The organism is Paragemmobacter kunshanensis (genome assembly GCF_011059185.1).
In the GTDB taxonomy this organism is placed as follows: Bacteria; Pseudomonadota; Alphaproteobacteria; order Rhodobacterales; family Rhodobacteraceae; genus Paragemmobacter; species Paragemmobacter kunshanensis.
Genome location: NZ_JAALFE010000020.1, coordinates 48,326 through 72,923, shown reverse-complemented (window position 1 = coordinate 72,923; position 24,598 = coordinate 48,326). Strand labels below are relative to the sequence as shown.

Annotated in this window: 24 protein-coding genes; 11 read left to right on the top strand and 13 right to left on the bottom strand. The window is 66.7% G+C overall.

Annotation, left to right across the window (positions count from 1 at the left end):
• On the top strand, positions 1-233 hold a 233-nt coding region (locus G5V65_RS22125; protein ID WP_206526859.1), incomplete at its 5' end, for a hypothetical protein.
• A gap of 35 nt (positions 234-268) precedes the next feature.
• Here G5V65_RS22125 and G5V65_RS17440 read toward each other — a convergent pair.
• Genes G5V65_RS17440 through G5V65_RS17420 form a run of 5 tightly spaced genes read right to left on the bottom strand, consistent with a single transcriptional unit; the run spans position 269 to position 4,598 of the window.
• Entirely contained in the window at positions 269-1,153 is an 885-nt protein-coding gene (locus tag G5V65_RS17440) for an FAD:protein FMN transferase (protein ID WP_206526858.1), read from the bottom strand.
• A 22-nt stretch (positions 1,154-1,175) separates the two neighbouring features.
• On the bottom strand, positions 1,176-3,383 hold the full coding sequence (locus tag G5V65_RS17435; protein ID WP_165052591.1) for a PepSY domain-containing protein: 2,208 nt from the start codon (positions 3,381-3,383) through the stop codon (positions 1,176-1,178).
• 11 nt (positions 3,384-3,394) lie between these two features.
• Positions 3,395-3,865 carry a DUF2271 domain-containing protein gene (locus G5V65_RS17430; RefSeq protein ID WP_165052588.1) on the bottom strand — a complete coding sequence of 157 codons (471 nt, stop codon included), beginning with the start codon at positions 3,863-3,865 and terminating at the stop codon, positions 3,395-3,397.
• Positions 3,866-3,875: 10 nt separating this feature from the next.
• Positions 3,876-4,247, bottom strand: a complete 372-nt coding sequence (locus tag G5V65_RS17425; RefSeq protein WP_165052466.1) for a hypothetical protein — start codon at positions 4,245-4,247, stop codon at positions 3,876-3,878.
• Between the two features lie 30 nt (positions 4,248-4,277).
• A complete protein-coding gene (locus G5V65_RS17420) occupies positions 4,278-4,598 on the bottom strand; it encodes a PepSY domain-containing protein (protein WP_165052585.1) in 321 nt (106 codons plus the stop codon).
• Between the two features lie 145 nt (positions 4,599-4,743).
• On the opposite strand from G5V65_RS17420, the gene G5V65_RS17415 reads away from it, so the two are divergent.
• Genes G5V65_RS17415 through G5V65_RS17405 form a run of 3 tightly spaced genes read left to right on the top strand, consistent with a single transcriptional unit; the run spans position 4,744 to position 7,453 of the window.
• Positions 4,744-5,403, top strand: coding sequence for a response regulator transcription factor (locus tag G5V65_RS17415; RefSeq protein WP_165052582.1), 660 nt, complete (start codon positions 4,744-4,746; stop codon positions 5,401-5,403).
• On the top strand, positions 5,400-6,749 hold the full coding sequence (locus G5V65_RS17410; protein ID WP_165052578.1) for an ATP-binding protein: 1,350 nt from the start codon (positions 5,400-5,402) through the stop codon (positions 6,747-6,749). Before G5V65_RS17415 ends, G5V65_RS17410 begins: the two co-directional genes overlap by 4 nt.
• Complete coding sequence (locus G5V65_RS17405) at positions 6,746-7,453, top strand: VIT1/CCC1 transporter family protein (protein ID WP_165052576.1); 708 nt, start codon at positions 6,746-6,748, stop codon at positions 7,451-7,453. Before G5V65_RS17410 ends, G5V65_RS17405 begins: the two co-directional genes overlap by 4 nt.
• Positions 7,454-7,549: 96 nt before the next feature.
• On the opposite strand, the gene G5V65_RS17400 is transcribed toward G5V65_RS17405, so the two are convergent.
• The 3 genes from G5V65_RS17400 to G5V65_RS17390 are packed head-to-tail and all read right to left on the bottom strand — an operon-like array spanning position 7,550 to position 11,783.
• A complete protein-coding gene (locus tag G5V65_RS17400; RefSeq protein ID WP_165052573.1) occupies positions 7,550-8,719 on the bottom strand; it encodes an efflux RND transporter periplasmic adaptor subunit in 1,170 nt (389 codons plus the stop codon).
• Entirely contained in the window at positions 8,716-11,076 is a 2,361-nt protein-coding gene (locus tag G5V65_RS17395; RefSeq protein WP_165052570.1) for an ABC transporter permease, read from the bottom strand. The genes G5V65_RS17400 and G5V65_RS17395 overlap by 4 nt, the downstream gene beginning before the upstream one ends.
• A complete protein-coding gene (locus tag G5V65_RS17390) occupies positions 11,070-11,783 on the bottom strand; it encodes an ABC transporter ATP-binding protein (protein WP_343162861.1) in 714 nt (237 codons plus the stop codon). The genes G5V65_RS17395 and G5V65_RS17390 overlap by 7 nt, the downstream gene beginning before the upstream one ends.
• A 343-nt stretch (positions 11,784-12,126) precedes the next feature.
• Between G5V65_RS17390 and G5V65_RS17385 the strand changes: the two genes are divergently transcribed.
• The 3 genes from G5V65_RS17385 (at position 12,127) to G5V65_RS17375 (ending at position 15,034) form a co-directional block, all read left to right on the top strand.
• Positions 12,127-12,780, top strand: coding sequence for a hypothetical protein (locus G5V65_RS17385; RefSeq protein WP_165052567.1), 654 nt, complete (start codon positions 12,127-12,129; stop codon positions 12,778-12,780).
• A gap of 164 nt (positions 12,781-12,944) precedes the next feature.
• Complete coding sequence (locus G5V65_RS17380) at positions 12,945-13,940, top strand: hypothetical protein (RefSeq protein WP_165052564.1); 996 nt, start codon at positions 12,945-12,947, stop codon at positions 13,938-13,940.
• The gene (locus tag G5V65_RS17375; protein ID WP_165052562.1) at positions 13,940-15,034 is read left to right on the top strand and encodes a discoidin domain-containing protein; all 1,095 of its coding nucleotides are present in this window, start codon (positions 13,940-13,942) and stop codon (positions 15,032-15,034) included. Before G5V65_RS17380 ends, G5V65_RS17375 begins: the two co-directional genes overlap by 1 nt.
• Before the next feature lie 22 nt (positions 15,035-15,056).
• Here G5V65_RS17375 and G5V65_RS17370 read toward each other — a convergent pair whose 3' ends face one another.
• On the bottom strand, positions 15,057-15,617 hold the full coding sequence (locus tag G5V65_RS17370) for a hypothetical protein (RefSeq protein ID WP_165052561.1): 561 nt from the start codon (positions 15,615-15,617) through the stop codon (positions 15,057-15,059).
• Positions 15,618-15,836: 219 nt separating this feature from the next.
• Between G5V65_RS17370 and G5V65_RS17365 the strand changes: the two genes are divergently transcribed.
• A complete protein-coding gene (locus G5V65_RS17365; RefSeq protein WP_165052559.1) occupies positions 15,837-16,082 on the top strand; it encodes a hypothetical protein in 246 nt (81 codons plus the stop codon).
• A gap of 105 nt (positions 16,083-16,187) precedes the next feature.
• Positions 16,188-17,060, top strand: a complete 873-nt coding sequence (locus tag G5V65_RS17360) for a PfkB family carbohydrate kinase (protein ID WP_165052557.1) — start codon at positions 16,188-16,190, stop codon at positions 17,058-17,060.
• Positions 17,061-17,111: 51 nt separating this feature from the next.
• Here the strand turns inward: G5V65_RS17360 and G5V65_RS17355 are convergent, their stop codons facing one another.
• The 3 genes from G5V65_RS17355 to G5V65_RS17345 all read right to left on the bottom strand — a co-directional run bounded on the left by G5V65_RS17355 (position 17,112) and on the right by G5V65_RS17345 (position 20,164).
• Complete coding sequence (locus G5V65_RS17355) at positions 17,112-18,434, bottom strand: TRAP transporter large permease (RefSeq protein ID WP_165052555.1); 1,323 nt, start codon at positions 18,432-18,434, stop codon at positions 17,112-17,114.
• Entirely contained in the window at positions 18,431-19,060 is a 630-nt protein-coding gene (locus G5V65_RS17350; protein ID WP_165052553.1) for a TRAP transporter small permease, read from the bottom strand. The genes G5V65_RS17355 and G5V65_RS17350 overlap by 4 nt, the downstream gene beginning before the upstream one ends.
• A gap of 99 nt (positions 19,061-19,159) precedes the next feature.
• The gene (locus tag G5V65_RS17345; RefSeq protein WP_165052551.1) at positions 19,160-20,164 is read right to left on the bottom strand and encodes a TRAP transporter substrate-binding protein; all 1,005 of its coding nucleotides are present in this window, start codon (positions 20,162-20,164) and stop codon (positions 19,160-19,162) included.
• 204 nt (positions 20,165-20,368) lie between these two features.
• Here G5V65_RS17345 and G5V65_RS17340 point away from each other — a divergent pair, with 204 nt between their 5' ends.
• Both G5V65_RS17340 and G5V65_RS17335 read left to right on the top strand, forming a co-directional pair.
• Positions 20,369-22,339: a PAS domain S-box protein gene (locus tag G5V65_RS17340; protein ID WP_343162860.1), complete on the top strand. Its 1,971-nt coding sequence runs from the start codon at positions 20,369-20,371 to the stop codon at positions 22,337-22,339.
• Positions 22,336-22,962 carry a response regulator transcription factor gene (locus tag G5V65_RS17335; protein ID WP_165052549.1) on the top strand — a complete coding sequence of 209 codons (627 nt, stop codon included), beginning with the start codon at positions 22,336-22,338 and terminating at the stop codon, positions 22,960-22,962. The genes G5V65_RS17340 and G5V65_RS17335 overlap by 4 nt, the downstream gene beginning before the upstream one ends.
• A 168-nt stretch (positions 22,963-23,130) precedes the next feature.
• Here the strand turns inward: G5V65_RS17335 and G5V65_RS17330 are convergent, their stop codons facing one another.
• Positions 23,131-24,597, bottom strand: coding sequence for an aldehyde dehydrogenase (locus G5V65_RS17330; RefSeq protein ID WP_165052547.1), 1,467 nt, complete (start codon positions 24,595-24,597; stop codon positions 23,131-23,133).
• Position 24,598 lies beyond the last annotated feature (1 nt).

Genomic DNA, 24,598 nt, shown 5'->3' with positions numbered 1-24,598 from the left:
GCCTTCAACACCATGTTTTATATAGGAAATATAATGGTCAGGACAGCGAAATCAGCGCCTTACTTGGGAAATGTGGGATCGAAGAGCATCAATCTCATACACTTGCGCGAGGAACTGCTCACCCAACCCCAAGCCAAATTTCATGCTTACAGGTGGGTCACTTCTCGATGGAAATCCCGGCTCAGTTCAGGGTGGAAATCAACACCGTGCGGTCAAGCTGCGCCGGACGATAGGGGGATCGGGGGCATATGCCTGATCCTTTCAATCGTCACATGGCGAAGTGGCCGGTCTGTCGCGTTTCGCCGTCGCGCCCGATGAACAAGGCGGCGATGCCCTGTTCCCGTGCAAAACGTTCGCCCCGCTCCAGCCCGAGCACAACGAGCGCGGTGGCCATGGCGTCGGCATGCATGCAGCTTTGTGCCATGACCGTGACCGAAGCTGGCGCGTCGAGGAGCGGGGCGCGGGTAGCAGGGTTCATCGTGTGCGAAAGACGCTTGCCCCTTATCTCCAGGAAGTGGCGGTAGTCACCCGATGTGGCTAGGGAAGCATCTTCCAGCATGACGACAGAATGGTTGCCGCGCTGCGGGCTGTCGGGTGTGTCGATGCCGACGGACCAGGGGGTTCCGTCGCGGCGGATTCCCAAGGCGCGGACTTCACCGTCGATCGAGCAGAGCGCGCGGGTTATTCCGTGGGCGCGCAAGGTTTCCGCGAGGCGGTCGACGCCGTAACCCTTGGCGATGCCGCACAGGTCCAGCGAGAGAGGGCTGGACTTCAGGGCACGGCCCGCCGCGCGATCGAGGCGCAAGGCCTGTGCCGCAGCGATTGTCGGCAGGTTGCTGGCGGCGCGTATCGCTTGCAGGTCTATCTGCGCCGGACCGAAGCCCCATGCGCAGGTGGCATCGCCGAGGTTCATCTCGAAGGCGTTGCCCGTCAGCGCGCTGATGGCGAGGCCGGATTCCAGGACGCTGAGCAGGTTGTCCGGCAAGGAGTGCCACTGGCCGCAGGGGGCATCGTTGAAGCGCATGAGGGCGCTGTCGGCCTTCCATGTGGACATCTGGCCGTCCACTTCCGCCACGGCCGATTGCAGCGCGGCGCGGATCGTTTCGAACTCATGGGGCGCGTCATCCAGCCTCACCTGCCAGGTGGTGCCCATCGTTGCGCCGGAGAGGAGCGTATCAGTAGCTGTCTTCCGCATAGCGCCCCTCGCGTTTCAGGCCCTCGGGGGAAAGGTGAAGGGGGGCGAGGATGTCGGCCAATGCCTCGTGCACGCCGCGCGCCATGTCGCGCCCGCCGCACACCATGATACGCGCTCCTTGGGCCACGAGGGCGCGGATGCGGTCGGCATCGGCGCGCAGGCAATCCTGCACATGCTGGCGGTTGCCGGTGCGCGAGAAGGCGGTGGTTGTGGTGGTGAGCCGTCCTTCGGCGGTCCAATCGGCGAGGTCGGTTTCGTAGAGGAAGTCGGCAAACCGATGCCGCGCGCCGAACCAGAGATGGACGGGGCGTTTGATCCGGTTGGCGCGGATGAAGCCCGCGAGGGGGCCGATCCCCGTTCCCGCCCCGATCAGGAGGAGCGGCGCATTGCTCCTGTCAGGGTGGAAGGCGGGATTGGGCCGGACGAAGGCGCGGATGGTTTGCCCGGGGGCTAGGTTGACCAACTGGCCCGAGCAGAGGCCGCCGGGGTGCTTGCGCACCACGATTTCGGCGAAACCGTCGGCGCTGCCGGAGGCCAGCGAGTAATAGCGCGGCACGGTGCTGCCTTCGGGCAGGATGCCGAGCAGGTCGCCGGGCTGGAAGCGGGGCAGGCCACGCCCCGCGAGCCGGTCGAGGAGGCCCCGGCGCTGCAGGGCGAAGCGAAGGATGGCGGTGGGGGCCTGCACCGCCTCGCCATGATCGCGGCGGGAGGCGAGGGTGAGGACCGTTCCGAGCGGCAGGGCGGGCTGGTGCGTCACGTCGAGCGGGGTGCCGATGGCATCTCCCAGCGCGCGAGTCCAGCGGGCGAAGGCCTGCGGGGATTGGCGGTCGATCCGGTCGAGGGGGAGGAGCATGGACCACCCCGCCTGTTGTGCGGCGATTTCCAGCCGTTCGGCGAAGGCGCAGTAGGCGGGAAAGCTGCGGTCGCCGAAGCCGAGGATGGCGAGCGGGGCCGTGGGGTGGGGGCGGGTGGCGGCGATCCGCTCCACCATGCCCTTGGCCGAGGCAGGGGCGTCGCCGTCCCCCCAAGTGGCGGCAAGGATCAGGATGCGCTTTGCAGGGCCATATCCGGCGGGCGCGAAGTCCGACAGTGGGGCGAGGTGGACGCTGCCGCCTGCTTGTTGCAGGGCCTGACCCAGCGCGCGGGCAAAGCCCCATGTCGTGCCGCCTTCGCTGGCGACAAGGAGGATGGTTTCGGCCCTGTCGGCGCGGACTATGCCAGGAAGGGCGGGGCGGGCCTTGCGGGCGCGTAGCCAGATCAGCGTTCCAGTCACGGAGAGGACGGGGACGCTCAGGGTCAAGAGGCCGAGGAGGAGGCCCCAGAGCGCCGCGCCCTCGCCGGTGTGCAGCAGGTAGATCCACTCTCCCACGCGGGTCCAGGGGCCGGGGGTTTCCCATGCCAGCAAGGCACCCGTGCCCTGATCCACATATCCGGTGCCGGAGGCGGTGGTCAGGGTGAAGACATCCGTCGCGTCACCCGGGTAAGGGAAGGTCAAGTCGCGCAGGTCGGTGACGGGAACGGCAGCAAGGGCGGGCATGTCGGCGGGCGAAAGGCCGGTCAGGCCGCTGACTTCGGCGGGGAAGGCGGGGTTGGCCTCGTCTGTGGGAAGCAGGTCGAAGGTGGAGGCGGTCATCCACAGCGCGGTGAGGTAGGACAGGGTAAGCGTCAGGACCGCCGCACGTGCGAGTTCGGCATGCCAGCGGTTGGCGGCCGGTCCGCGCATGGGCGCGAGCAGGCGATGCCAGCCGCCCTGCCTGCGGGCGATCAGCGCCGCGCCGGACAAGGCGAGGACCAGCATCGCCAGCGCGCCAAGCGCGGTGGTCCAGCGGCCCGCATCCTCCATCAGCAGGGCGCGGTGAAAATCGGAGAGCCATGCCTGCAGGGCCGAGGGGTCGGCGCTGCCTGCATCCTGCCCCGTGGCGGGGTCGATCACCGCAGCCCCCGCGCTGTCGCCGTCGAACCAGTAGGCCGTGATGCGCCCAGAAGGTGCGCGGCGGATCTGCTCGACGGCCGGATGCGTGGCGGTGACCCTGGCGGCAAGGTCAGCCACGGACTGTTCTGGGGCGGGCTGGATCGTGCCCAGCCGTTCCACCGCCGGAAAGACCGACAAGGCTGCCCCGCTGAGCGAGAGCGCAAGCAGAAGGACAGCGGCCAGAAGGCCGGGCCAACGGTGGAGGGCACGGAGCATGGAACTACCTGTCAGAAGGCGTAAGTGAAATCGGCGATGTAGCGGCGGCCTTGCACGGGCTGGCCCGCGCCATTGCCGGTGAGGGGAACCGCGATCTCGTTCGGGCTGTCGCGCATGTCCTCGACCGCCGCGTCGATGTGGAGCGTATAGCCCGCGTCAAAGAGCGCATCGGCGAGGTCCATCGTCAATTCGAGGCTCTGCCCCGCGCCGACGCTGGCGCCGGTGATACCGTCGACCTGCGCGACATCGCCGGCGGTGAACCGCGCCCAGTCGGACAGGTGCTTGTAATACTTGGACTTTCCGCCAGCCATCCAGAGGCTGCCCGCATAGGCCCCGGAGGGATCGGTGACGTAGATGGCAAGATAGGCCCCGCGTCCGCCATAATCCGAAAGGTTGGTCGTCAGGGTGACAGGCCGCGCGAGGGCAAGGCCCGGCGCGATCAGGGCGGTCGTCAGGGCAAGGGCTGCGAAGAGCGGCTTCATGGTGACCCCCTCAGTTCGATTTGACGACGGGCGCGGTGCCGTCGGTGAAAAGCCCATTCTTCGGCGGGGCGACGGTCCCTGCGGGGGCAGCATTGCCCGCGCCGCAGGCCGGATCGTTCAGGTTGCAGTCGTCATCGTCGCTGTCACCGCCGTTGCCGCCATCTGACCCGCCGCCGTTTCCGTCGTCCGATCCGCCACCGTTGGCCCAGAACAGGGCCCAGTCCCCGGATCCGTCATCGACAAGAAGCGGTCGGGTTGGCGTCCCGGCCGCGGCATCGGCAAAGACATAGGCATGCGCGGCGGGGGGCGCGATGCCGGCTTCCGCATCGGGGGCAAGTCCCAGCGTTCCGCTGGCAAGGACAAGGGCAAGGGCCTGTTTCATCTTCTTTCTCCTGTTCATGTCGGTCGAGGGTCAGTCGTCGTTGCCGTCATGGCTGCCGCCGCCTGCGCCGTCGTCTTCGTGGTGGTCTTCGTATTCCATCTCGATGACCGTCAGCCGCGCCGGATCGAGCTTTGCCTCGATCCGCCTGCCGGCGGCATCTGTTCCGATCACCTCGTAACAGCCATCGTCGAGACGGATGCGCGTGACGCGCCAGCCCTGCGCGGCGGCGAACTCCGCCACCGCAGAGCGGGGCTGCCAGTCAGCCATCGGCACCGCGCAATCGTCATCGGCGCGCGCTGGGGCAGTCGCCAGAAGGCAGGCGATGACGAGGCTTGTTGACAGGCGGATCATGCGTGACACTCCGGCAAGCTTGCGATGCGGCCCTTCTGCGCCGCGAATCTGACGCCTGCCTGAAGCATTCCCTTTATCTGCTTCAGGTCTGCGTCAGCTTGGCCCGCTAGGGCGGGTCGCAGGAACGGGCCGAAGGGGCAGGCTGATGCGGATTTTGCTGGTCGAGGATGATCGGGTCATCGCGGGGGCCGTGCGCGAACAGGCCGAGGGCGAGGGGCATTCGGTCGATCATGCGGCGCGGCTGGATGAGGCGGGCGATGCGCTGGCGACGGCGCATTACGGGCTGATCCTGCTGGATCTAATGCTGCCCGATGGGCGCGGGCTGCCCTTCCTGCGCGGCCTTCGCGCCAAGGGGGATGCGACGCCCGTCATCATCATGACCGCGCTCGATCAGGTATCCGACCGGATCGAGGGGCTGAATGCGGGGGCCGACGACTATCTGGTGAAGCCTTTCGATCTGAGTGAGCTTTCGGCGCGGATCGGGGCGGTGTCGCGGCGCTATGCCGGGAACCCCAATCCGCGGATCGAACTGGGCGACCTGTCCATCGACCTGGCCGCCCGCCATGTGACAAGGGTGGGGAAAACGGTCAGCCTTACCGCACGAGAATGGGCATTGCTTGAGGCGTTTCTGCAGAAGCCGGGCCAGTTGCTTTCGAAGGCCGGGCTGGAGGAGCGTCTTTATTCATTCGATGCCGAGGTCGAAAGCAACACGATCGAGGTCCATATCAGCCGGCTGCGCAAGAAACTGGGTGCAGAGGTGATCGTGACAGAGCGGGGGCTGGGCTACCGTCTGGGGGCAAGATGAAGGTCGTGTCGATCAGGCTGCGATCGGCGCTGATCCTGTCGGGGATGGTCACGCTGCTATGGTTGGTGACGGCGGGGCTGACGGCGCGACTTCTGTCTGCCGAGATGGACGAAGTCTTTGATTCCGCCTTGCAGGAGACGGGGCAGCGCATCCTTCAGCTGGCTGTCGTGGACGTGCTGAACCGCGAAGAGGAGGGGATCACCCGCCACGTCGCCGGGCTTGCCGACCATGACGAGCATTTCACCTATGTCGTGCGGGATGCCAAAGGCGCGATACTTCTGACATCGCATAAGGCCGAGCCCGACGCTCTGCCGGCCCTTGCCGAGAATGGATTTCAAGACGACGGCGGGTTGCGGCTTTATCAGGAAGCGGCGGTGCAGGGCTCGGTCATCCTGACCATTGCTGAACCCCTGTCGCATCGGCGCGAAGTGGGGATTGAGATGGCACTGGCGCTGGCGCTTCCGCTGCTGGTGATGGTGCCATTGAGTGTCGGGGCGATCTTCTACGGGCTTGGCATCGGGTTGCGGCCCCTGGAAGCGCTGCGCAGGGAACTGGCCGGTCGTGGGGCGAAGCGGCTTTCGCCGGTTTCGACCGATGGGCTGCCGTCTGAGCTGCAGCCCATCGTGGCAACGGTCAACGGCCTGCTGTCGCGGCTGGAGACAGCCTTTGCCGCCGAGCGCAGCTTTGCGGCCAATGCCGCGCATGAATTGCGCACCCCCCTTGCCGGGGCATTGGCGCAGGTGCAGCGATTGCAGAGCATGACGACGGACGAGACGGCCCGCAGCCGTGCGGCGGAACTTGAGGCGACGCTGAAGCGACTGACGCGGCTTTCGGAAAAGTTGATGCAACTTGCCCGCGCCGAAGGCGCGCGGCTGGTGGTGGATCGGGAGACCGATCTGCGCGCCGTGCTGCGCCTGGTCGTCCGGGATTTCCAGCTGGGCCCGGGCGCCGCCCGGATTGATCTGAAACTGCCGGATGTTCCGGTGCTGTCCGACGTTGATCCGGATGCTGTCGCCATCGTCGCACGCAATCTGGTCGAGAATGCCCTGCGCCATGGCGCGGAGGGCGTTGTCCTTGTCACGCTTGACGCCATGGGTGACCTGACTGTGGAAAACGGCGGTGCCGCGATTGCCGAACGGCAACTTGCCGCGCTGATGGAACGGTTCGTGCGCGGGCAGGGTGACGGCGATGGCAGCGGGTTGGGCCTTGCCATCGTGAAGACCATCGCGGACCGCATCGGATCCCGCCTTACGCTTTATTCTCCGATCCCCGGAAGGGCGGATGGCTTTCGCGCCAGCATCGCCCTGCATGGATCACATTCTCAACCATCGGACGCAAACCCATGACCCTTCCCTATCAATCCGCTCATGAAGAGCTTCACTATCTGGACCGCGCGGGATGGCTGCGTGCGGCTGTCCTTGGCGCGAATGACGGGATTGTGTCGGTCTCCTCGCTTATTGTCGGGGTTGCGGCGGCGGGTCCGGACCGCGCGGCGATCCTGATCGCGGGGGCTGCTGGTCTTGCGGCAGGAGCGATGTCGATGGCGGCCGGGGAGTATGTCTCGGTCAGTTCGCAATCGGACGTGGAACGTGCCGACATTGCGCGCGAGAAGCAGGCGCTCATTGACACGCCCGAGGCAGAGGAGCGGGAGTTGGCTTCGATCTACGAGTCCCGCGGGCTTTCGCCGCAGACGGCGGCCCTTGTAGCGCGGGAACTGACCGAGAGGGACGCCCTGGCCGCCCATGTCCGGGATGAACTCGGCCTGTCCGAAGTGCATTCGGCGAATCCTTTGCAGGCGGCTTTCGCTTCTGGTCTGACCTTTACCGTTGCAGCGGCGGTGCCGATGCTGGCAGCGGCGCTGGCCCCTGCCGATCAGATCATCTCGGCCGTGGTCGGGGCGACCCTTGTCAGTCTGGCAGGTCTCGGTGCGCTTGGCGCACAGGCGGGCGGCGCGCCGAAACTGCGTGCAACTGCGCGGGTGCTGTTCTGGGGCGCGGCGGCAATGGCGATCACGGCAGGCGTCGGGCGGCTGTTCGGCGTGGAGGTGTAATTGCCCTGCGTGGGATGCGGGCAGTGATGCGACGCTTCAACCTCTGCCTTTCACATGTTCGATCCTGGTCACGGGTGGGCCCCCACCCGCGCGGGATCAGGGAATGACAGCCGTTCCGTCCGCCACGCTGTCTGCCGGATGCAGGATGACCAGCGCGCCCTCCGGCACGCCGTCCATCACCTCGGCATAGTCATCGTTGCGAAGGCCGATGGTCAGGCGGGTGAGTTTTGCCTTGCCGTTACTCACGGCATAGACCGCCCAGTCCCCACCGATGCGGAACAGCGCCCCCACCGGAACACGTAGCACATCGGTTGCCGTTCGGACCGTGATGCGTGCCGCGGCCCGGAAGCCATGCCCCAGCGTCGGGGGCGGTGCCTCGGTCAGGGCAAGACGGACCTCGACGCGCTGTTCCTCGATCCCCAGCGCCGAGATGCGGGTCGTGGCGCTGGGATCGACACGGATCACCTGCGCGGCAAGGTCTGGCCCACCCCAACCGGTGATCACCGCCTCTGACCCGGTGGCAATGTCCACGGCATCCTGCGAAAGGACATGCACGATGATCTCCATGTCGCCCAGATCGCCGATCTCCATGATCGGGGTCGAGGCCGGGATCACCTGCTCATCCTCGGTCAGAACGCGCAGTACGCTGCCCGCCATGGGGGCCACGACCTCGGTGCAGCAGTCGCGCGCGCCGGCATCGGCCCCGTTCACGGCGGCGTCAGCGCTCTGCTTCTCCTTCTCGCGCACCGCAAGGCTGGCGCGGGCGCTGCCCAGGCTGGCCTCTGCGGTCCGTTCCGCAAGGATCGCTTCGTCCAGCAGGCGCTGCGACAGGGCGGCGCGTGAAAAGAGCGTGCGGGCGCGGTCCGCCTCGGTCCGGGCGAAGGCAAGCGTGGTTTCGGCCTGCACGAGCTGACTTTGCGCCAGGTCGACAGCCGCCGCCGCGGCAGCCGCGCCCGCTTCGGCCATGGCACGGGACCGGGCGTCCAGAAGAGTAGGGGGCACGGGGCCGATCCTAGCAACGCCTTGCCCCGCCGCGACGGTATCGCCGGGGTGGAGGGTGACGCGATGCAGGAGACCCGTGATGGGAGCCGAAAGAACAACCACCTCGCGGATCCGTGCTTCTCCTTCCGCCTCCACCCATACGGCCAGATCGCCGCGCGTGATCTCTGCCGTTTCCACCGGTACGGGATCGGGGCGGAAAACCCAGACCAACAGCAGGGCGCAGGTGGCGAGGGCGGCAGCGGCGAGGGTGCGGCGCATGGTCATTCCCTTGTCTTCAGAACGGCGATCAGGTCGAGGCGGTCTATCCTGCCCTTGACCACAAGGGCCGAGAGGAGGGCGGCGGCGATGACGATCAGGCTGGCCGTGGCATAGACCCGGCGCCCCATGACGAAGGGGACGCGGTAGAGGTCAGAGGAGAAAGCCGCCACCATCGCCCGCCCGATCCCGTGGCCAATCAGCCAGCCAAGCGGTTGGGCAAGCAGGACGACGACGGCGAGTTCGAGGAGGATGACAGATGCCGCCTCGGTGCGGGTGAAGCCCAGCACGCGCAGGCTGGCCAACTCGCGCCCCTGTTCCGACAGGGCGATGCGCGAAAAGTTGTAGACCACGCCCAGCGCGATGATGGCGGCGAGGGTGACGTAGACGGTGATCATAAGGGTGATGTTCTCGGCCAGGGTGGCGCGGAAGCGTGACACCGTCAGGTCGGTGACATTGAGGAAACCTGTCGCGGGCGCGGCATTGGCGGCCGCCAGGAACGCGCTCTGATCTGCCTCGTCCAGCAGGATGTTCGCGCCCGAGATGATCGGGCCTTCCCCTGTGACGCGTCCGAGGGCCGCGATATCCATAGAGGCGCCGAGGCCGACATATCCGACGGAAATGCCACTGATCGGGATGGAAACGCTGGCACGTCGTCCTGCAAGGAAGTCCACCTCCACCAGATCGCCGGGGCGCAGAGCGAGGGAGTCGGCCAGCGCTTCGCTGATGATCAGTCCATCCTGTGGCATTGGCATCGGTTTCAGGTCGGGCGACAGGCTTCGGGACAGGCGCGCATCGGCGGGGCGGCCTTCTATGGCAAGGCGCTTGGATCTGTTTCCATTGGTCAGGCGGGCCGGGACGAGGCGGAACGGCTCTGCCTTGAGGACGCCAGGCATTGACCGCAGATCGGCAAGGGCGCGCATGGGTTCGGGTGCGGCGAAGACCATCTTCACATCCTGCCGTTCGGCAAGGTTGAAGGTCACCCGGATCATGTGTTCGATGGAGCCGAAGGACCAGAGCGATGCCACGAGGATCGCCACCGCCATCGCCATCCCAAAGATGCTGGACGCCGTTCGGAAAGGCCAATGCAGAAGGTGCCGCGCCACCATTCGCCCGGTCTGGCGGAGGGGCACCAGTGCTATCACCCCCCGGGAGGAATGGCGGAAATCGGCAGGTGCGGGTGGGGCCATCGCCACGGCCGGCGTCAGCGACAGCACCCCGCGCAGCGATTGCAGCGCGCCCGCCATCGCGGCAGCCAGCGTCACGATCGCGGCCAGACCGTAGACCCGTAGGTCCGTCCCGAAATGGAGGAATGGGAACGAAAAGAAGCGCGCGTAAAGCTGTGCCAGACCCGCGCCCAGCCAAGCCCCGGCTGCAAAGCCCAGCAGGATGCCGCAGACCGCGATCAGCCCCACGAATTCCAGATAATGCTGAGCGATCTGCGACGACCTGTAACCTATCGCCTTCAGAAGGCCGATCTGCTCTCGCTCCAGCATGATGAGGCGCGAGAGGGTCATGTGCACGAGCATCGCCGCAACCAGCAGGAAGATTGGAGGCAGGACCCGGAACATTGCTCCCAGCTGCTCCAGTTCGGCATCGAGGAAAGCGTGCGAGGTCTGTTCCGCCCGCCCGGTAGCCCCACTGCCACCATAAGCAGCGGTCAGGCGGTCCACTTCCTCGATGACGCGGTTTTCCGGGATGCCGGGAACCAAGCGGAGGACGAGGTTGGAGAACGCGCCTTCAAGATCGAAGGCCTGTTCCAGCGTGTCACGCTGCAGCCATACGATGCCGAAGCGGTGCGGGTCAGGCATCATTTCGCCGGGACCGATCGCGTAGATGAATTCGGGCGACAGGGCGATCCCGGTGATCGAAAGCAGCCGCCGCTTGCCATTCATCACGACAGCGAGCTGTGACCCTTGCTGCAGCCCATGTGCCCCGGCGAAATCCTGTGACACCACTGCCTCGTCCGCCATGCCCGGTTCGGGCAGCCGTCCCGTGCGCAGGTGCAGTCGGTTCAGCCCGTCCGCCTGCGGCACCGTCACCAGCAGGACCGAAGCCGGTTCGGCCATCCCCTCGATGTCCGGACGTCCCGGCTTTACGATGCGCGGCTCTGCCTGAAGCACGCCGTCGATGGCGCGGATGTCGTCGACCAGCGAAAGCGGTGCGCGCACCAGATCGGTCGACAGGTCGGCGAAACGGTAATCGGCATAGTAGCGGTCGCGCGTTTCTGTCAGCGCCCGATGTGCCCCGCTGCCGAGGATCAGGGTCGCCACCCCGGCAGCAAGCACCAGAGCGATGGCAAGCGCCTGCGCCCACAACCGCCGCAGATCGCGCAGGGCCTTGCGGCGGAGGGGCGGGATCACCATGACACTTGATCCGGGCGCTTGCGTTCGGTGTTCATCACCTCGTCCACGATCCGGCCATCGGCAAATCGCAGGGTCCGGTCCGCGATCTGTTGGATGGCGGCGTTATGGGTGATGATCAGCGTAGTGGCGCCCGTGCTGCGGTTGGCCTGTTCCAGCGCCTCGAGGACGAGGATGCCTGTCGCGCTGTCCAGCGCGCCGGTCGGTTCGTCGCAGAACAGAAGTTCGGGGCGCTTGGCGATGGCACGGGCGATGGCGACCCGCTGCTGCTCGCCGCCGGAAAGCTGCGCCGGGAAATGGCCGCTGCGGGCGGAAAGCCCGACGATTTCCAGCGCCTCTTCAGGACGCATGGGACGGGCCGCGATCTCTGTCACCAGCGCGACATTCTCAAGCGCGGTCAGGCTGGGGACGAGGTTATAGAACTGGAAGACGAAACCCACATGATCGCGCCGATAGCGGGTCAGCGCCTGATCGCCAAGACCGGCGATATCCTGCCCCTCGAAGATGACTGCGCCGGAGCTGGGCCGGTCAATCCCGCCGAGAATGTTCAGGAAGGTGGATTTTCCCGATCCCGATTGCCCGAGGATCACCAGTAGTTCGCCCCTCCGTGCAGTGAAGTCTACCCCGCGCAGTGCATGAACTGGCGTCGGACCGTTTTGATAGGTCTTGGTCAGTCCGCGCGTTTCGATGACCACTTCACCCTGGTTCACGGAAAGCCCCGCCTTCAGTCGACAGCAGGATCGTAAATGTCTGCGTCGGATATCACTTTGACACAGGTCAACGCAGGGGATCAGTCGTTTCCCGCTCGGCCGACCGTCCGCTTTCCGCCCTTTCCGGACCTCTGGCGGCCGAAATCTGCGATATCACCAGAGAAGGTTCGACTTCAGTCCCGCGTCCACCGCCATCCCTGTTTCTGCCAGAACGGATTGCGTTCACGGCCATGCTGCGGAGCGGTTCGGGCGGTGTGTCCGGCAAGGGTTAATTCTCGACACGCAAAATAAAGTCAAGCATAGTTTCGGGATGCGGACCGCTGCTGCCCTTGCCCTGACTGCCATGCTTGCCCTTTCCGGGGCGCAGGCTGCATTGGGCCAGCAGGTCGTGGATTTCGAAGTGAACTACGAGGAATGGGATCCGGTCTGGCCGGTTTCGGGACAGGTTGTCGTCGGGTTGAATGTGGAGGGCGCGCCGGTCGAGGATCCGGTCGTCTCTGTCCTGACGGGGGATCTGGCCCCGGCATCGGTCTGTATCGAGATCGCCAGCCGCATCCGGAATTATCGGATGCAGGCGGAATCGCGGGAACCGTCGGGCGATCCGATCACGGTCTTCGACATCTCGGCTTCCAGTTCGCGCGCGGCGGAGTTGCGGAAGTTCACGCCCGGGGATCTGGCCATTCGCGGCTTTGCCGGCGGTTGCGATGCGGCGGTGGCGGGGGAGGCGGTCTACCTGTTGTCGACATGGGGCGAGCCGCGCCCCGGTGAGATCCGGGATTTCACCGTTCTGTTGAATGCGCGCAGCGATGAAGCCTATCTGATGATCGGCACGGCTGAGCCGCAGCCCTGCCGCCGGCAGCCAGATCCGCGCCAGACCGGGTTCGATTTCCGCTGCGATGTCAGCGCCGCAGGCTCTGGCGAGTTGACGGCCACGGTGTTCCGGCGCCAGTCCGGTGTCGCCCTGGAAAGGACGACCTTCAAGATCGTGCTGCCGTGACGGCCCCCGCAGGCAAGGCCAGAGGGGGAGGTGCCAGGCGTGGTGGTGCCAAGGGCGGACGGACCGGGGCGGCCAAGGACGGAGGGACCGAGGCAGCGAAGGGCGGAACCCGGAGGATGCCGGGGGCGGGGGATGAGGAGGCCGGACGCTGGTGGGCGCGGGGGATGAGGCGCTTCCTCTGGCTTCTGGAAAAACTGTTGGCGTTGGCAGGCTTGCTGCGCAGGCCACGCCTGCTTGTTGCCCTGCTGGCCTTCCTTCTGGTGCTGGCCGGGGCTTTCGTGGTTTACAGCCTGCATCAGAGCGGTTTCGTCATCCATGCCCGGACCGAGGTGGTGCGCGTTCTTGCGATCAGGTCCAATCCCAATGATGGCTGGCGCGTCGACGGGGCGCGGGTCTGCGAGGATCCGCCCTTCACGGCGACAGAGCCGCAACCTGCGCCCGATTGCGTGACGGTGCTGCCGAAGGAGCCCTTCTTCACGCCCGCCGACGGGAGCGCCGTCACGATCCGCAGTCTGACCCCCACCCGTCTGGAGGCGGTCATCACGCCAGCCGCTCCGGGGGCGGGGGCAGTGTCGCGGCTGCGGTCCTATGCCGATGGCAGCGGCGAGCGGAGCTTCGGCGGCACTGTCCGCATCACCTGGGAGAACAGCACGCTGCAGGCGCCGCTGGTCTTTCTGGGCGAGGCCTATATCGGCTTTGCCCCGGAAAGCGGCAATCCGGGCATGACATTGGGCGGCAGCGCGGCGGGATACATGGCCGCGCGGGGTGGGGCGCCGCGGTTCGAGGTGTCGCGGGCCGAGATCGTGCCGGGCGATGTGATGTCGCCCGAGATGCCGGGGCCGCGATCCCGTATCGGGCAGGCGCTCTGCCGGGGTCTTGTCCTTGTGGGGTTTGTCTCGAGCGAGAGTTGCGAGGCGTCGGGGCCGATGCATGGGGTGATCCTCTGGCCCGCGGATGGCGGGGGGCGGGGGTTCGAGGTCGTCTATGCGGGACCAGCCCAGCGGATCAGGGTGGACAGGCTGGGCACGCGGTTCGAACTGGCGCCGGACTGGACCAGCCGCATAAGGAACGATCCGCTGCTTCTTGTCCTGTCAGGGGCGATCACCCTGTTCCTGGGGTTTGCCGGTCTTTTCCTTGCCCTGAGAAAGAGAGGTGGCTGATGGGGCGGCGGCGGTTCCCGATGATGGCGGCGGGATGTTTCGCGATCCTTGCACTGGCCGCGGATGCGGCGGCGGATCAGGCCCATGTCACGGCAGGGGCCGAGGTCGGCCAGGCCGTGCTGTTCCATGATGGCGGAACCTGCTTTGCCCTGACGCCGCAGCATGTGATCGACGCGGGCAACGGCTTTGGCAGCCTGTTCCTGCGGGAAGAGGTGCTGCTGGATGGCTGGGCCGAGCGCACGCTTGACCTCGGGCATGATCTTTCGCTGCTCACCGTCGACGGGGCGGTGACGCGTGCCTGCGGCACGCCGCTTGTGCCGCATGGCGACGCCATGGCTGCGGTTCTGGCCGCGGGCGGCAAGATGAAGATGCGGGTGATCCTTGCCAGCGGCGAGACGCTTTTCCGTGATGTCGAACTGGTCTTCCAGAGCAAGGACAAGATCACCTTCCGCGAAGTGCAGGATAGCCGCCAGGCGCCGTGGTCGGTGCAGCCGGGCGATAGCGGGGCGCTCTTGATGATCGGGGAGGTGCCGGTCGGGATCGTGCAGACGCAGGGCGCCGCCGACGGCCTGCCATCGGCAATTCCCTGGCCCTATGCCGTCTATCTTGCGGATTGGCGGAGCCGGGCCGTGGTGGAACAGCCCGAACCGCCGCCGCCCGCGCTGCCTGCAAGCAATGCCCGGGTCGAGCGCAGCACGGCCCGCCCGCTTGGGCCCGGTCTGGTGGCCGAGAACCTGACCCTGCCGCGCGACGCCGGGGGCGAGTGGCATGCCGTACCGGTGGAATGGCCCGTGGAGATCGTGCTGGCCTTGCAGGGCGAGGCAGTGGGGCGGGTTTCGGCACTGACCTTCCTGCGCGCGCCGGGGGCGCCGGAGGCGCATCCGCGCGAGGTGGAGGTATTCCTCAGCCGCGATGCCGAGGGCGAGAGATCCTGGCAATCCTTTGCAAACGCGGTGCTGAGCAAGGAGCATGAGGCGCAGACGATCGATCTTGGCCTGCCGCGGCGGGCGCGGCGGGTGCGCGTGCTGATCCATAGCGGATGGGGCGCGGACGGCACGATCAGCCTGGGACGGATCGAGATCAACGGCGAGTGACGGCCGCGATCCGGGCGGGGTGTCACATCCCGCGCAGATCGACCTGGATCGGGATGCGCTGTTCGGCGCAGATCTGTTCACCGACCAGCATGTCATCGTCGTTCAGGGCCAGTTCCAGCATGCAGCGGTTGTATTCGATCATCACCTGCAGCCCCTGCACGCGGCCCGGTCGCGTGTTGCCGGAGCGGGCGACGAATTCGCCGGTGCTGTAGTTCCGTTCGACAAGGCGATAGGCGTCGGGCGGCAGTTCGCTGCCCGGATATTGCACGATGATGCTTTCGCGATCGAACAGGCTGTAGCGCAGGGCAAGGGCGCGCAGGGTGGCATCGGAGGCGGAAAAGGCCTCGTCATAGGCCATCTGGCGGATCAGCGGATCTTCGACCACGGCCAGCTGGATGAAGGCCGAATGGCGGATGTCGGCATCGGGATTGCGCAGGATCTCGCGATACTTGTCCATCAGCGCGCCCTGTTCGCTGGCCCCGGCGAGCAGGCTTTCCGGGCTGGGCAGGGTCTGGGCAGGGGCGGGGGCAGACAGGGCAGGCAGGACGGCAAGGACAAGGGGGGCAAGGCGGTTCAGGTGCAAGGTTTCCTCCGGGGTCGCGCGTCGATGGTCCTGGTCATGCTGGGTTGCCTGACCTGAAGGTGTATATACATTTGTTAAGCAACTATGGACGGCGGTTCGCGCACCGGTCAAGCGGGCAGGCCGGTTTGCGGTGCCGGGCCGGTGGCCCGGATCGGCAAGGCAAAGGGGCAAATGGCCCGCCCTGGCGACAGGCCCGACAGAGGAAAGGAGGGTGCAGCCATGATCGACCCTGAACCGCAGCCGCGCCCGGGCCTGTTCACCAATCAGGATGCCGAGGCCTGGGAAGAGCAGTATCATCTGCTGGCCTATGTCCTGCGCATGTCACCAGAGCAGATCGCCCAGATCGACTATGGCTTCGATCCCGAGGATCCCGATGCCTGGATGGTGTTTTCCTGGGCGCATGAGATCCGCCAGACCTTCCCGGTGCTGGACATCCGCGCGATGATCGGGCGGGGGCGGCGCTGATCTTCCGACGGGCGGGGAAGGATGGCAGCGCTTGCCTGTGGGGTCTAACCCCGGCATCGTCGGCGGGCCGGGAAGGCATGTGTCGGGGCGGGAAGGAGCGGGGGAATGTCTGAGGGGCCGGTGGTTCTGGTCGTCGGTTCGCTGCACCATGACATCATGGTCGAGGCGGATCATCTGCCGCGGGTCGATGAAACGGCGGTCGGGCATCGCTGGTATCCGAAGTTTGGCGGAAAGGGCGGCAATCAGGCCGTGGCGGCGCGGGCGGCGGGGGCCGGGGCGCGGATCTTCGGGGCGGTGGGCGCGGATGATTTCGGCCGGTTCCTGCTGGCGGCGCTGGATCGGGGCGGGGTGGATCGCCGCTTCGTCGCGGTGCTGCCGGATGTGGGATCGGGCATGAGCGTGGCAATCCAGGACCGGGCGGGTGACTATGCCGCCACCATCGTTTCAGGGGCCAACCTGGCGCTGGATCCGGCCGGGGTCGAGGATCCGGCCTTGTGGGAGGGCGTGCGCGCCCTGGTCCTGCAGAACGAGATTGCCGAGGAGATGAACATCGCGGCGGCCAGGGCCGCGCGGGCGCGGGGGGTGACGGTCATCCTGAATGCCGCCCCGGCGCGGGCGATCCCGGCGGCGCTGCAGGCGGTGGTGGATGTGCTGGTGGTGAATGCCGTCGAGGCCGAGATGTTCGGGGCCGGGGCGGTTTGCGACCTGGACACGGCGCAGGCGGCGGCGCGGCAACTGGCGGCGCGGTTCGATAGCGCGGTGGTGACGGCAGGGGGGGCGGGGCTGGCGGCCTGCGCATCCGCGGCGGGGGAGATCCGGGTTCCCGCCCGCAAGGTGCGGGTCGCAAGCACCCATGGCGCGGGGGATTGCCTGACGGGCACGCTGGCCGCGGCCCTTGCCGCGGGACGGTCGCTGGAGGAGGCGTGCCGCATCGCCTCGGACGCGGCGGCGCGGCATGTGGAGGGGCAGGGCGCGTGAGCAGGCGGGGCCGCGCGGATCCCGCGCGGCCCCGCTTCCTGTCTCTCCCCCTCACATCCCCAGAAGGCGCGGCAGGAAGAGCGTGATCTCGGGGATGTAGGTGATCAGCATCAGGAAGGTGAGCATCGTCAGCAGCCAGGGCCAGGTGGCGCGGGTCACCTCTGTCAGGCCAAGGCGGGACAGGGACGAGGCCACATAGAGGTTGAGGCCGACAGGTGGCGTGCAGAGCCCGATTTCCATGTTCACCACCAGCATGATGCCGAAATGGACCGGATCCACCCCCAGCGCCATGGCGACGGGATAAAGGATCGGGGCCATGATCAGCACGATGGCCGAGGGTTCCATCACCATGCCGATCAGCAGAAGCAGCACATTGACGACCAGCAGGAAGCCCACCTTGCCGAGACCCAGCGAGACGATCCATTCCGAAAGCGTCTGCGGGATCTGTTCCGAGGTCAGGATGAAGGCGAACATCACCGCATTGGTGATGATGTAAAGCAGCATCGCCGACATGGCGGCCGAAGAAAGCAGGACCTTCGGCACTTCGGACAGCTTGATGTCCTTGTAGACCCAGACCGCCACGATGAAGGCATAGACGGCGGATACGGCGGCGGCCTCGGTGGGCGTGAAGATGCCGCCATAGATGCCGCCCATGATGATGACGATCAGCATCAACCCCCAGATGCTTTCGCGGAAGGCCTGCCAGCGCGTGCCAAAGGAGGCGCGGGGTTGACGGGGATAATCATTGCGCCAGGCGCGGAAGGTGGTGGTCCCGGCCAGCATCATGGCAAGGATCAGCCCCGGCACGACGCCCGCGATGAACAGGTCGCCGATGGAGGCGGACATGACGGGATCGCCGTTCGGCCCCTGCACGACCATGCCGCTGGTGGCCACCGCATACATCACCATCACGATGGAGGGCGGGATGAGGATGCCGAGGCCGCCGGAACTGGTGATGGTGCCCACGCCGAACTGGGCCGGGTAGCCCTGCCGCACCATGGCCGGCAGCAGGATGGAACCCACCGCCATCACCGTGGCCGGGCTGGAGCCCGAGATCGCGGCGAAAAGCGCGCAGGACAGGACCGAGGCCAGCCCCAGCCCGCCATACCAGTGCCCCACCATGGAGGAAGCAAACCGGATCATCCGCCGCGCCACGCCGCCATGGGTGAGGAAGTTCCCGGCAAGGATGAAGAAGGGGATCGCCATGATCTCGAACTTCTCGATCCCGGTGAAAAGCTTCAGCGCGATGGCATCCATCGGCACATCGGAAAGCGTGAAGAGGAAGGTGAAGACCGTCAGCCCCAGCGCGATGGAGACCGGCATGCCGGTGATCAGCAGGAGCGCGAGGATCAGGAAGATGATGATGGCGGTCATGCGTGGCCCCCCTTGGCAAGATCCTCGGCCTCGTCATCGAGGCCATCGACGGCGCCGTGATCGTGATGGGCAATCTCGCCCGTGGTCAGATAGCGATGGAGCGCCTGGATGAAGCGGAAGCACATCAGCGCCGATCCCAGCGGCACGGCGAGGTAGATGATCCACATCGGCATCTCGAGATCCGGCGAGGTCTGGCCGCCGTTGCGGACATGCCAGACGAAATCGGTGCCGATCCAGGTGATGATCGCGGTGAAGACGATGCCGCCGGACATGGCGATGATGGTGATCGTCTTGCGGGCGCGGCCCTGCAGGCGTTCGGCCAGGATGTCCACGCCCACATGGATGCCGGTGCGCACGCCATAGGCCGCGCCGAATTTCGCCATCCAGACAAAGAGATAGATGCAGGCCTCCTGCGCCCAGGTCATCTTGAGCGCATTGATCGACTTGAAGAGGGACCGTGCAAAGGCCGTCAGCGCCTCCATCTCGGCGCCGCGCCCGAAGGCGACGAGATCCGCGGCGAAGCCGATGGCAAAGCGGTGGGTGACGGAGAGGAAGATCAGGCCCGTCGCCACGGCAATCAGCGCGGCGATCAGGATCTCTTCCAGCCGGTCGAGAAGGCGCAGCATGGCACACCTCGCTGGGTTCGGATGGGGGGATGTTTCGGAACGAAAGGCAGAACGGGGGCGCGGCATGCGGGCCGCGCCCCCCTTGGCCCCTTGGCGGGATCACATGCCGAGCGCGCCCTTGACGGCGGCGATGGTATCGGCGCCGATGCGATCGGCCATCTCGTCATGCACCGGGGTGAGGGCCTCGACCCAGACAGCGCGTTCCTCGGGCGTGAGGTCGTGGAATTCCGTCGTGCCCGCGGCCTTCATCGCGGCGAGCGCCTGATCGTTGTCGTCCTTGGCGATGGAGTTGGCATAATCGGTCGCCTCGGCCATGGCCTTTTCCAGACCGGCGCGGACATCTTCCGGAAGGCCATCCCAGAACTGCTTGTTCACGATGACCGCATAGCCCAGATAGCCGTGGTTCGACACCGTGGCATGGGTCTGCACCTCGTTCATCTTCTGGGTATACATGTTCGAGGGCGGGTTTTCCGTGCCGTCCACGACGCCCGTCTGCAGCGCCTGATACACCTCGGAGAAGGCCATGACCTGCGGCACGGCGCCAAGCGCGTTCATATAGGCCTCGATCACCTTCGACGACTGGATGCGCATCTTCAGGCCGAGGAAATCATCGGGCGATTTCAAGGGGCTGTTGGCCGACATGATCTTGAAGCCATTGTCCCAGTAGGCAAGCCCGGTGATGCCCTTGTCTTCCAGCTTGGCCAGCAGCATGCGGCCGACTTCGCCCTGCGTCACCTTCCGGAGCGCGTCATAATCGGCGAAGATGAAGGGCAGGTCGAACACCTCGAAGTCCTGCACGCCGAGGGGGCCGAACTTGGCCAGCGACGGGGCGAGCATCTGGACCGCGCCGAGTTGCAGCGCCTCCATCTCTTCCTTGTCCTTGTAGAGCTGGCTGTTGGGATAGACTTCGACATCCACGGCGCCATTGGTGTATTGCTCGGCCAGTTCCTCGAACCGTGCGGCGGCCTTGCCCTTGGGCGTGTCGGGCGCGACGACATGGCTGAACTTGATGATGATCTTGTCCTGCGCCAGGGCAGGGGCGGCCAGCGACAGGGCCAGCGTGGTGGCGCCCATGAGGGCACCAAGGGTGCGACGGGTCAGCATGTTCTTCTCCTCCGTAAGTCCGCCCTCCCCGGCGGAATGCATCCTTGGTGACGCAAAAGCGCCAGGCGCGCTATTGTGGCTTTCCACAATGGACAGGCCGGGGGGCAGGGTGCCACAAAAGGCCTGTGTCCAGCCATGGGAGGAAGGGGCACGTCCAGACCGACGACACCGGACCCCGCCCCGGGGTATGGCCCGGATATCCGGGTGACCGAGAGCCTGATGCGCTCGCGGCGCTGGGATATGCTTTCGCTTATTCCGCTGGTGGCGATCGTGGCGCTGGTGGCGCTGGTGGGGACGTTGGTCTGGGTGCTGGCGCGGGCCGATGCGGAGCGCGCGCAGACGACGCTGGCCACGGATGCGCTGTGGGTGGAGCAGAGCCTGCGTTTCCAGATGGCGGTGGATGAGGACATGCTGGTGCGCCTTGCGCTGGATGCCGCGAGCGGCGCGGCGGCGGGCACGCTGCAGGCGCGGGCAAGGGTGCATGTGGCCAGCAATCCCGAAGTGCTGAGCGTGCAGTGGTTCGACCGCGAGGGGGGGGGTGTGGCCTCGGTTCCGGCGGGGGTTGCGCCGGTGGGGCAGGCGCTTGTCGAGACGCTGTTGCGCGGGGCGGGCAGCACGGCGCGCCCGGTCTATGGCCCGGTGACCGGGGGCGTGGTGCCCATGGCGCTGCGCCAGTCGGGGGCCGATGGCGGGGTGGTGGTGGCCGCGATTTCGCTGCCGCTGATGCTGGAACGGCATGTGCCCTGGTGGATCGCAGAACAATATGCCGTGCGGATAAGTGATCCTTCCCAGACACTTGCAGAGCGCAGCCGCCGCCCGCTGGCGGAGGCGGCCCCTGCGCATAGCATCAGCTTCGATCCGCCGCTGGCCGGCACGCATCTGACGATCACCGCCTATGACAGCCCGCCCGCCTTTGGCAATTCGGCCCTGCTGATCGCCATCGTGGGGCTGGCGACCTTTTCGATCCTTGCCCTGCTGGTGGTGCAGCGCAATGCCGCCCATCGCCGCCGGGCCGAGGCGCGGCTGAGCGCGGAGATGGCCTTTCGCCGGTCGATGGAGGAAAGCTTGACGGTGGGCCTGCGGGCCAAGGATCATGCGGGGCGGATCCTTTATGTCAACGCGGCCTTTGCAAAGCTGGTGGGTCTGCCCGCCGAGGCGCTGATCGGGCATGCGCCGCCCATGCCCTATTGGGCGCCGGACCGGATCGAGGAAACGCTGGACCGCCAGCGCCAATTGGCCGAAGGCGCGCTGGTGCCGCAGAGCTTTGAGACGCGGTTCCGCCGGGCGGATGGGACCGAGATCGACGTGCAGGTCTATGAGGCGCCGCTGATGGATCCGGCGGGGCGGCATCAGGGGTGGATGGGGTCGATCATCGACATCACCGAGGCCAAGGCCGCGGCGCGCCTTGCGCGGGCGCAGGATGAGAGCATGGCCCGCACCGGGCGGCTGGTGACGCTGGGCGAGATGGCCTCGACCCTGGCGCATGAATTGAACCAGCCGCTGGGGGCGATTGCCTCTTATGCGGCGGGGGGGATGAACCTGATCGAGGCGGGGCAGCAGGGTTCGCCGCAGGTGCGGCTGGCCTTTGAAAAGCTGTCGGCGCAGGCCCGGCGGGCGGGGCTTATCATACGGAGAATACAGGATTTTGTGAAAAAGCGCGAACCGCGGCTGGTGGCGCTGGACCTGGGCGAAGTGGCGGCGGATGCGATCGAATTGATGGCGGCGGAGGCGCGCGAGTTGCGGGCGCGGCTGGTGCTGGACCTGCCCGCAGAGGGGGTGGCGCCGGTGATGGCGGACCGCATCCTGATCGAGCAGGTGATGGTGAACCTGATCCGCAACGGGCTTGAGGCCATGGCGCAGGGGCCGCGGGCGGGGGACCGGCTGGAGGTGCGGCTGCGCTCCGAGGGGGGGATGGTGCGGCTGGATGTGGCGGATCAGGGGCCGGGGATCGCGGAAGAGATCGTGACGCAGCTTTACGACCCTTTCACCAGCACCAAGAGCCAGGGCATGGGGATGGGGTTGAAGATCTGCCGGTCGATCATGGAGATGCTGAAAGGCAGCCTGTCGCATCAGCCCAATCCGGGGGGCGGGACGATCTTCACGGTCCGCCTGCCGGTGGTGCAGGACCTGCCCGAAGAGCCTGTTGCCGGGGCCGCAGAGGGGGAGAGGGCATGAGCGCAGAACCACCCGGCTTTGCCGTGCATGTTGTTGATGATGAAGAGGTTTTGCGCGACAGCCTGGCCTTTCTCTTTGCCTCGCGCGGGATCGCGACGCGGCTTTGGCCTTCGGGGGAGGCCTTTCTCGCGGCCTGGCCGCAATCGGATTGCGGCTGCATCATCCTGGATGTGCGGATGGAGGGGATGACCGGGCCGCAACTGGTGGATGCGCTGATGCAGGCCGAGGGGGGCGGTGCGGCCCTGCCGCCGGTGATCTTTCTGACAGGCCATGCCGATGTGCCCCTTGCGGTGCAGACCTTGAAGGGCGGGGCCTTCGATTTTCTGGAAAAACCCTTCAATGACAATCAGATCGTCGAACTTGCCCTGCGCGCGATGGACCTGCATCAGAGCCGCGCCACGGAAAGCACCAGCCGGGCCGATCTGGTGGCGCGGTTCGCGTCGCTTTCGGCGCGGGAGGTGGATGTGATGCAGTTGATCCTGGAGGGGCAATTGAACAAGCAGATCGCCGACCGGCTTGGCATTTCGGTCCGGACGGTGGAGGTGCATCGGGCGCGGGTCCTGCAGAAGACCGGGGCGCGGAATTCGGTGGAACTGGCGCGGTTGCAGGCGCGGCTGGAGTGAGGGCGCAGGGCAGGGTTAACCGGCGGTAAACCCGGCCGCGCCGTGCCGGGCAAGCGGTTGAAATCCTGCGATAATGCCAAAAGGGGCGTGCCACAGCCGGTGCAGATGCGCAGTGCAGACGGCTGTGCATACGCGAGGCCCCTTTTTCCCGAGGGGAAAGGGGAATTCCTAACGCATGATGAACGGGTCGGGGATCGGGTCGTCGGAGGTGCGGAGCCAGACGGTTTTCGTCGTGGTGTAGTCCAGCGCCGCCGCTAGCCCCCCTTCGCGGCCATGGCCGGAAAGGCCATGCCCCCCGAAGGGCGCGATGGGCGAAACGGCGCGGTAGGTGTTCACCCAGACAACCCCGGTGCGGATGCCCCGGATCATGCGATGCGCACGGGTCAGAGAGCGGGTGAATACCCCGGAGGCGAGGCCATAGGCTGTGTCATTGGCCTTTGCCAGCGCCTCATCCTCGGTCTCGAAGGTGGTGACGGAAAGGACGGGGCCGAAGAATTCGTCGGCCAGTGCGGGCGCATCGGGCGCGGCAGAGCAATCGAGGATGGTGGGAGGGAAGTAGAAGCCGGGGCCGGGCAGGGCGGCGCCGCCGGTGACGAGTTTTGCCCCGCGCGCGACGGAGGCGGCGATGGTGGCCGCGATGTGATCGCGCTGGCGGGCGGTGCAGAGGGGGCCGATTTCGGTTTCCATCTCATCGGGGGAGGCGATGCGGATCGCCTCGGCCTTGGCTTTCAGCCGGGCGAGGAAGGCATCCTTGATGCCCGCCTGCACCAGAAGGCGCGAGCCTGCGACGCAGGATTGGCCGGTGGCGGCGAAGATGCCCGAGACCTGCGCATTGGCCGCAGAGTCGAGATCGGCATCGTCGAAGACGATGAAGGGCGATTTGCCGCCCAGTTCCAGCGAGGTGGAGGCGAGGTTTTCGGCGGAGTTGCGGACAACGGCCCGCGCCGTGCCGGGGCCGCCGGTGAAGGCGATATGGGCGACGCGTGGATGGGTGGTGAGGATATGGCCGCAGGTGGGGCCGAAGCCCGTGAGGATGTTCACCACGCCGGGGGGGAAGCCCGCAGCATGGATCAGGCGGGCGAAATGCAGGAGGGGGGCGGGGCCATCCTCGGACGCCTTCAGGACGACGGTGCAGCCTGCGGCCAGCGCGGGGCCGAGTTTCACGGCGGAAAGGAAGAGCTGGCTGTTCCACGGCACGATGGCCGCCACAACGCCCACGGGTTCGCGGCGGGTCCAGACCTCCATGTCCGGTTTGTCGATGGGCAGGTGCGCGCCTTCGATCTTGTCGGCGAGGCCAGCGTAATAGCGGTAGTATTCGGCGACATAGGCGATCTGGGCGGTGGTTTCGCGGATGATCTTGCCGGTGTCGCGGGTTTCGAGGCGGGCGAGATCGGGGGCGGCTTCGGCCACCAGATCGGCGAGTTTCAGCAGCAGCCTGCCGCGCTGGCTGGCGGTCATCTTCGGCCAGGGGCCAGAGGTGAAGGCGCGATGGGCGGCCTGCACGGCGGCATCGACTTCGGGGGCGCGGGCCTCGGGCATGTCGGCCCAGGGGGTGCCGGTGGCGGGGTCGAGGCTGGGGAAGCGGGCGGCACCGTCATGGAAGGCGCCGTCGATATAGAGCTGGAAGCGGTCCATC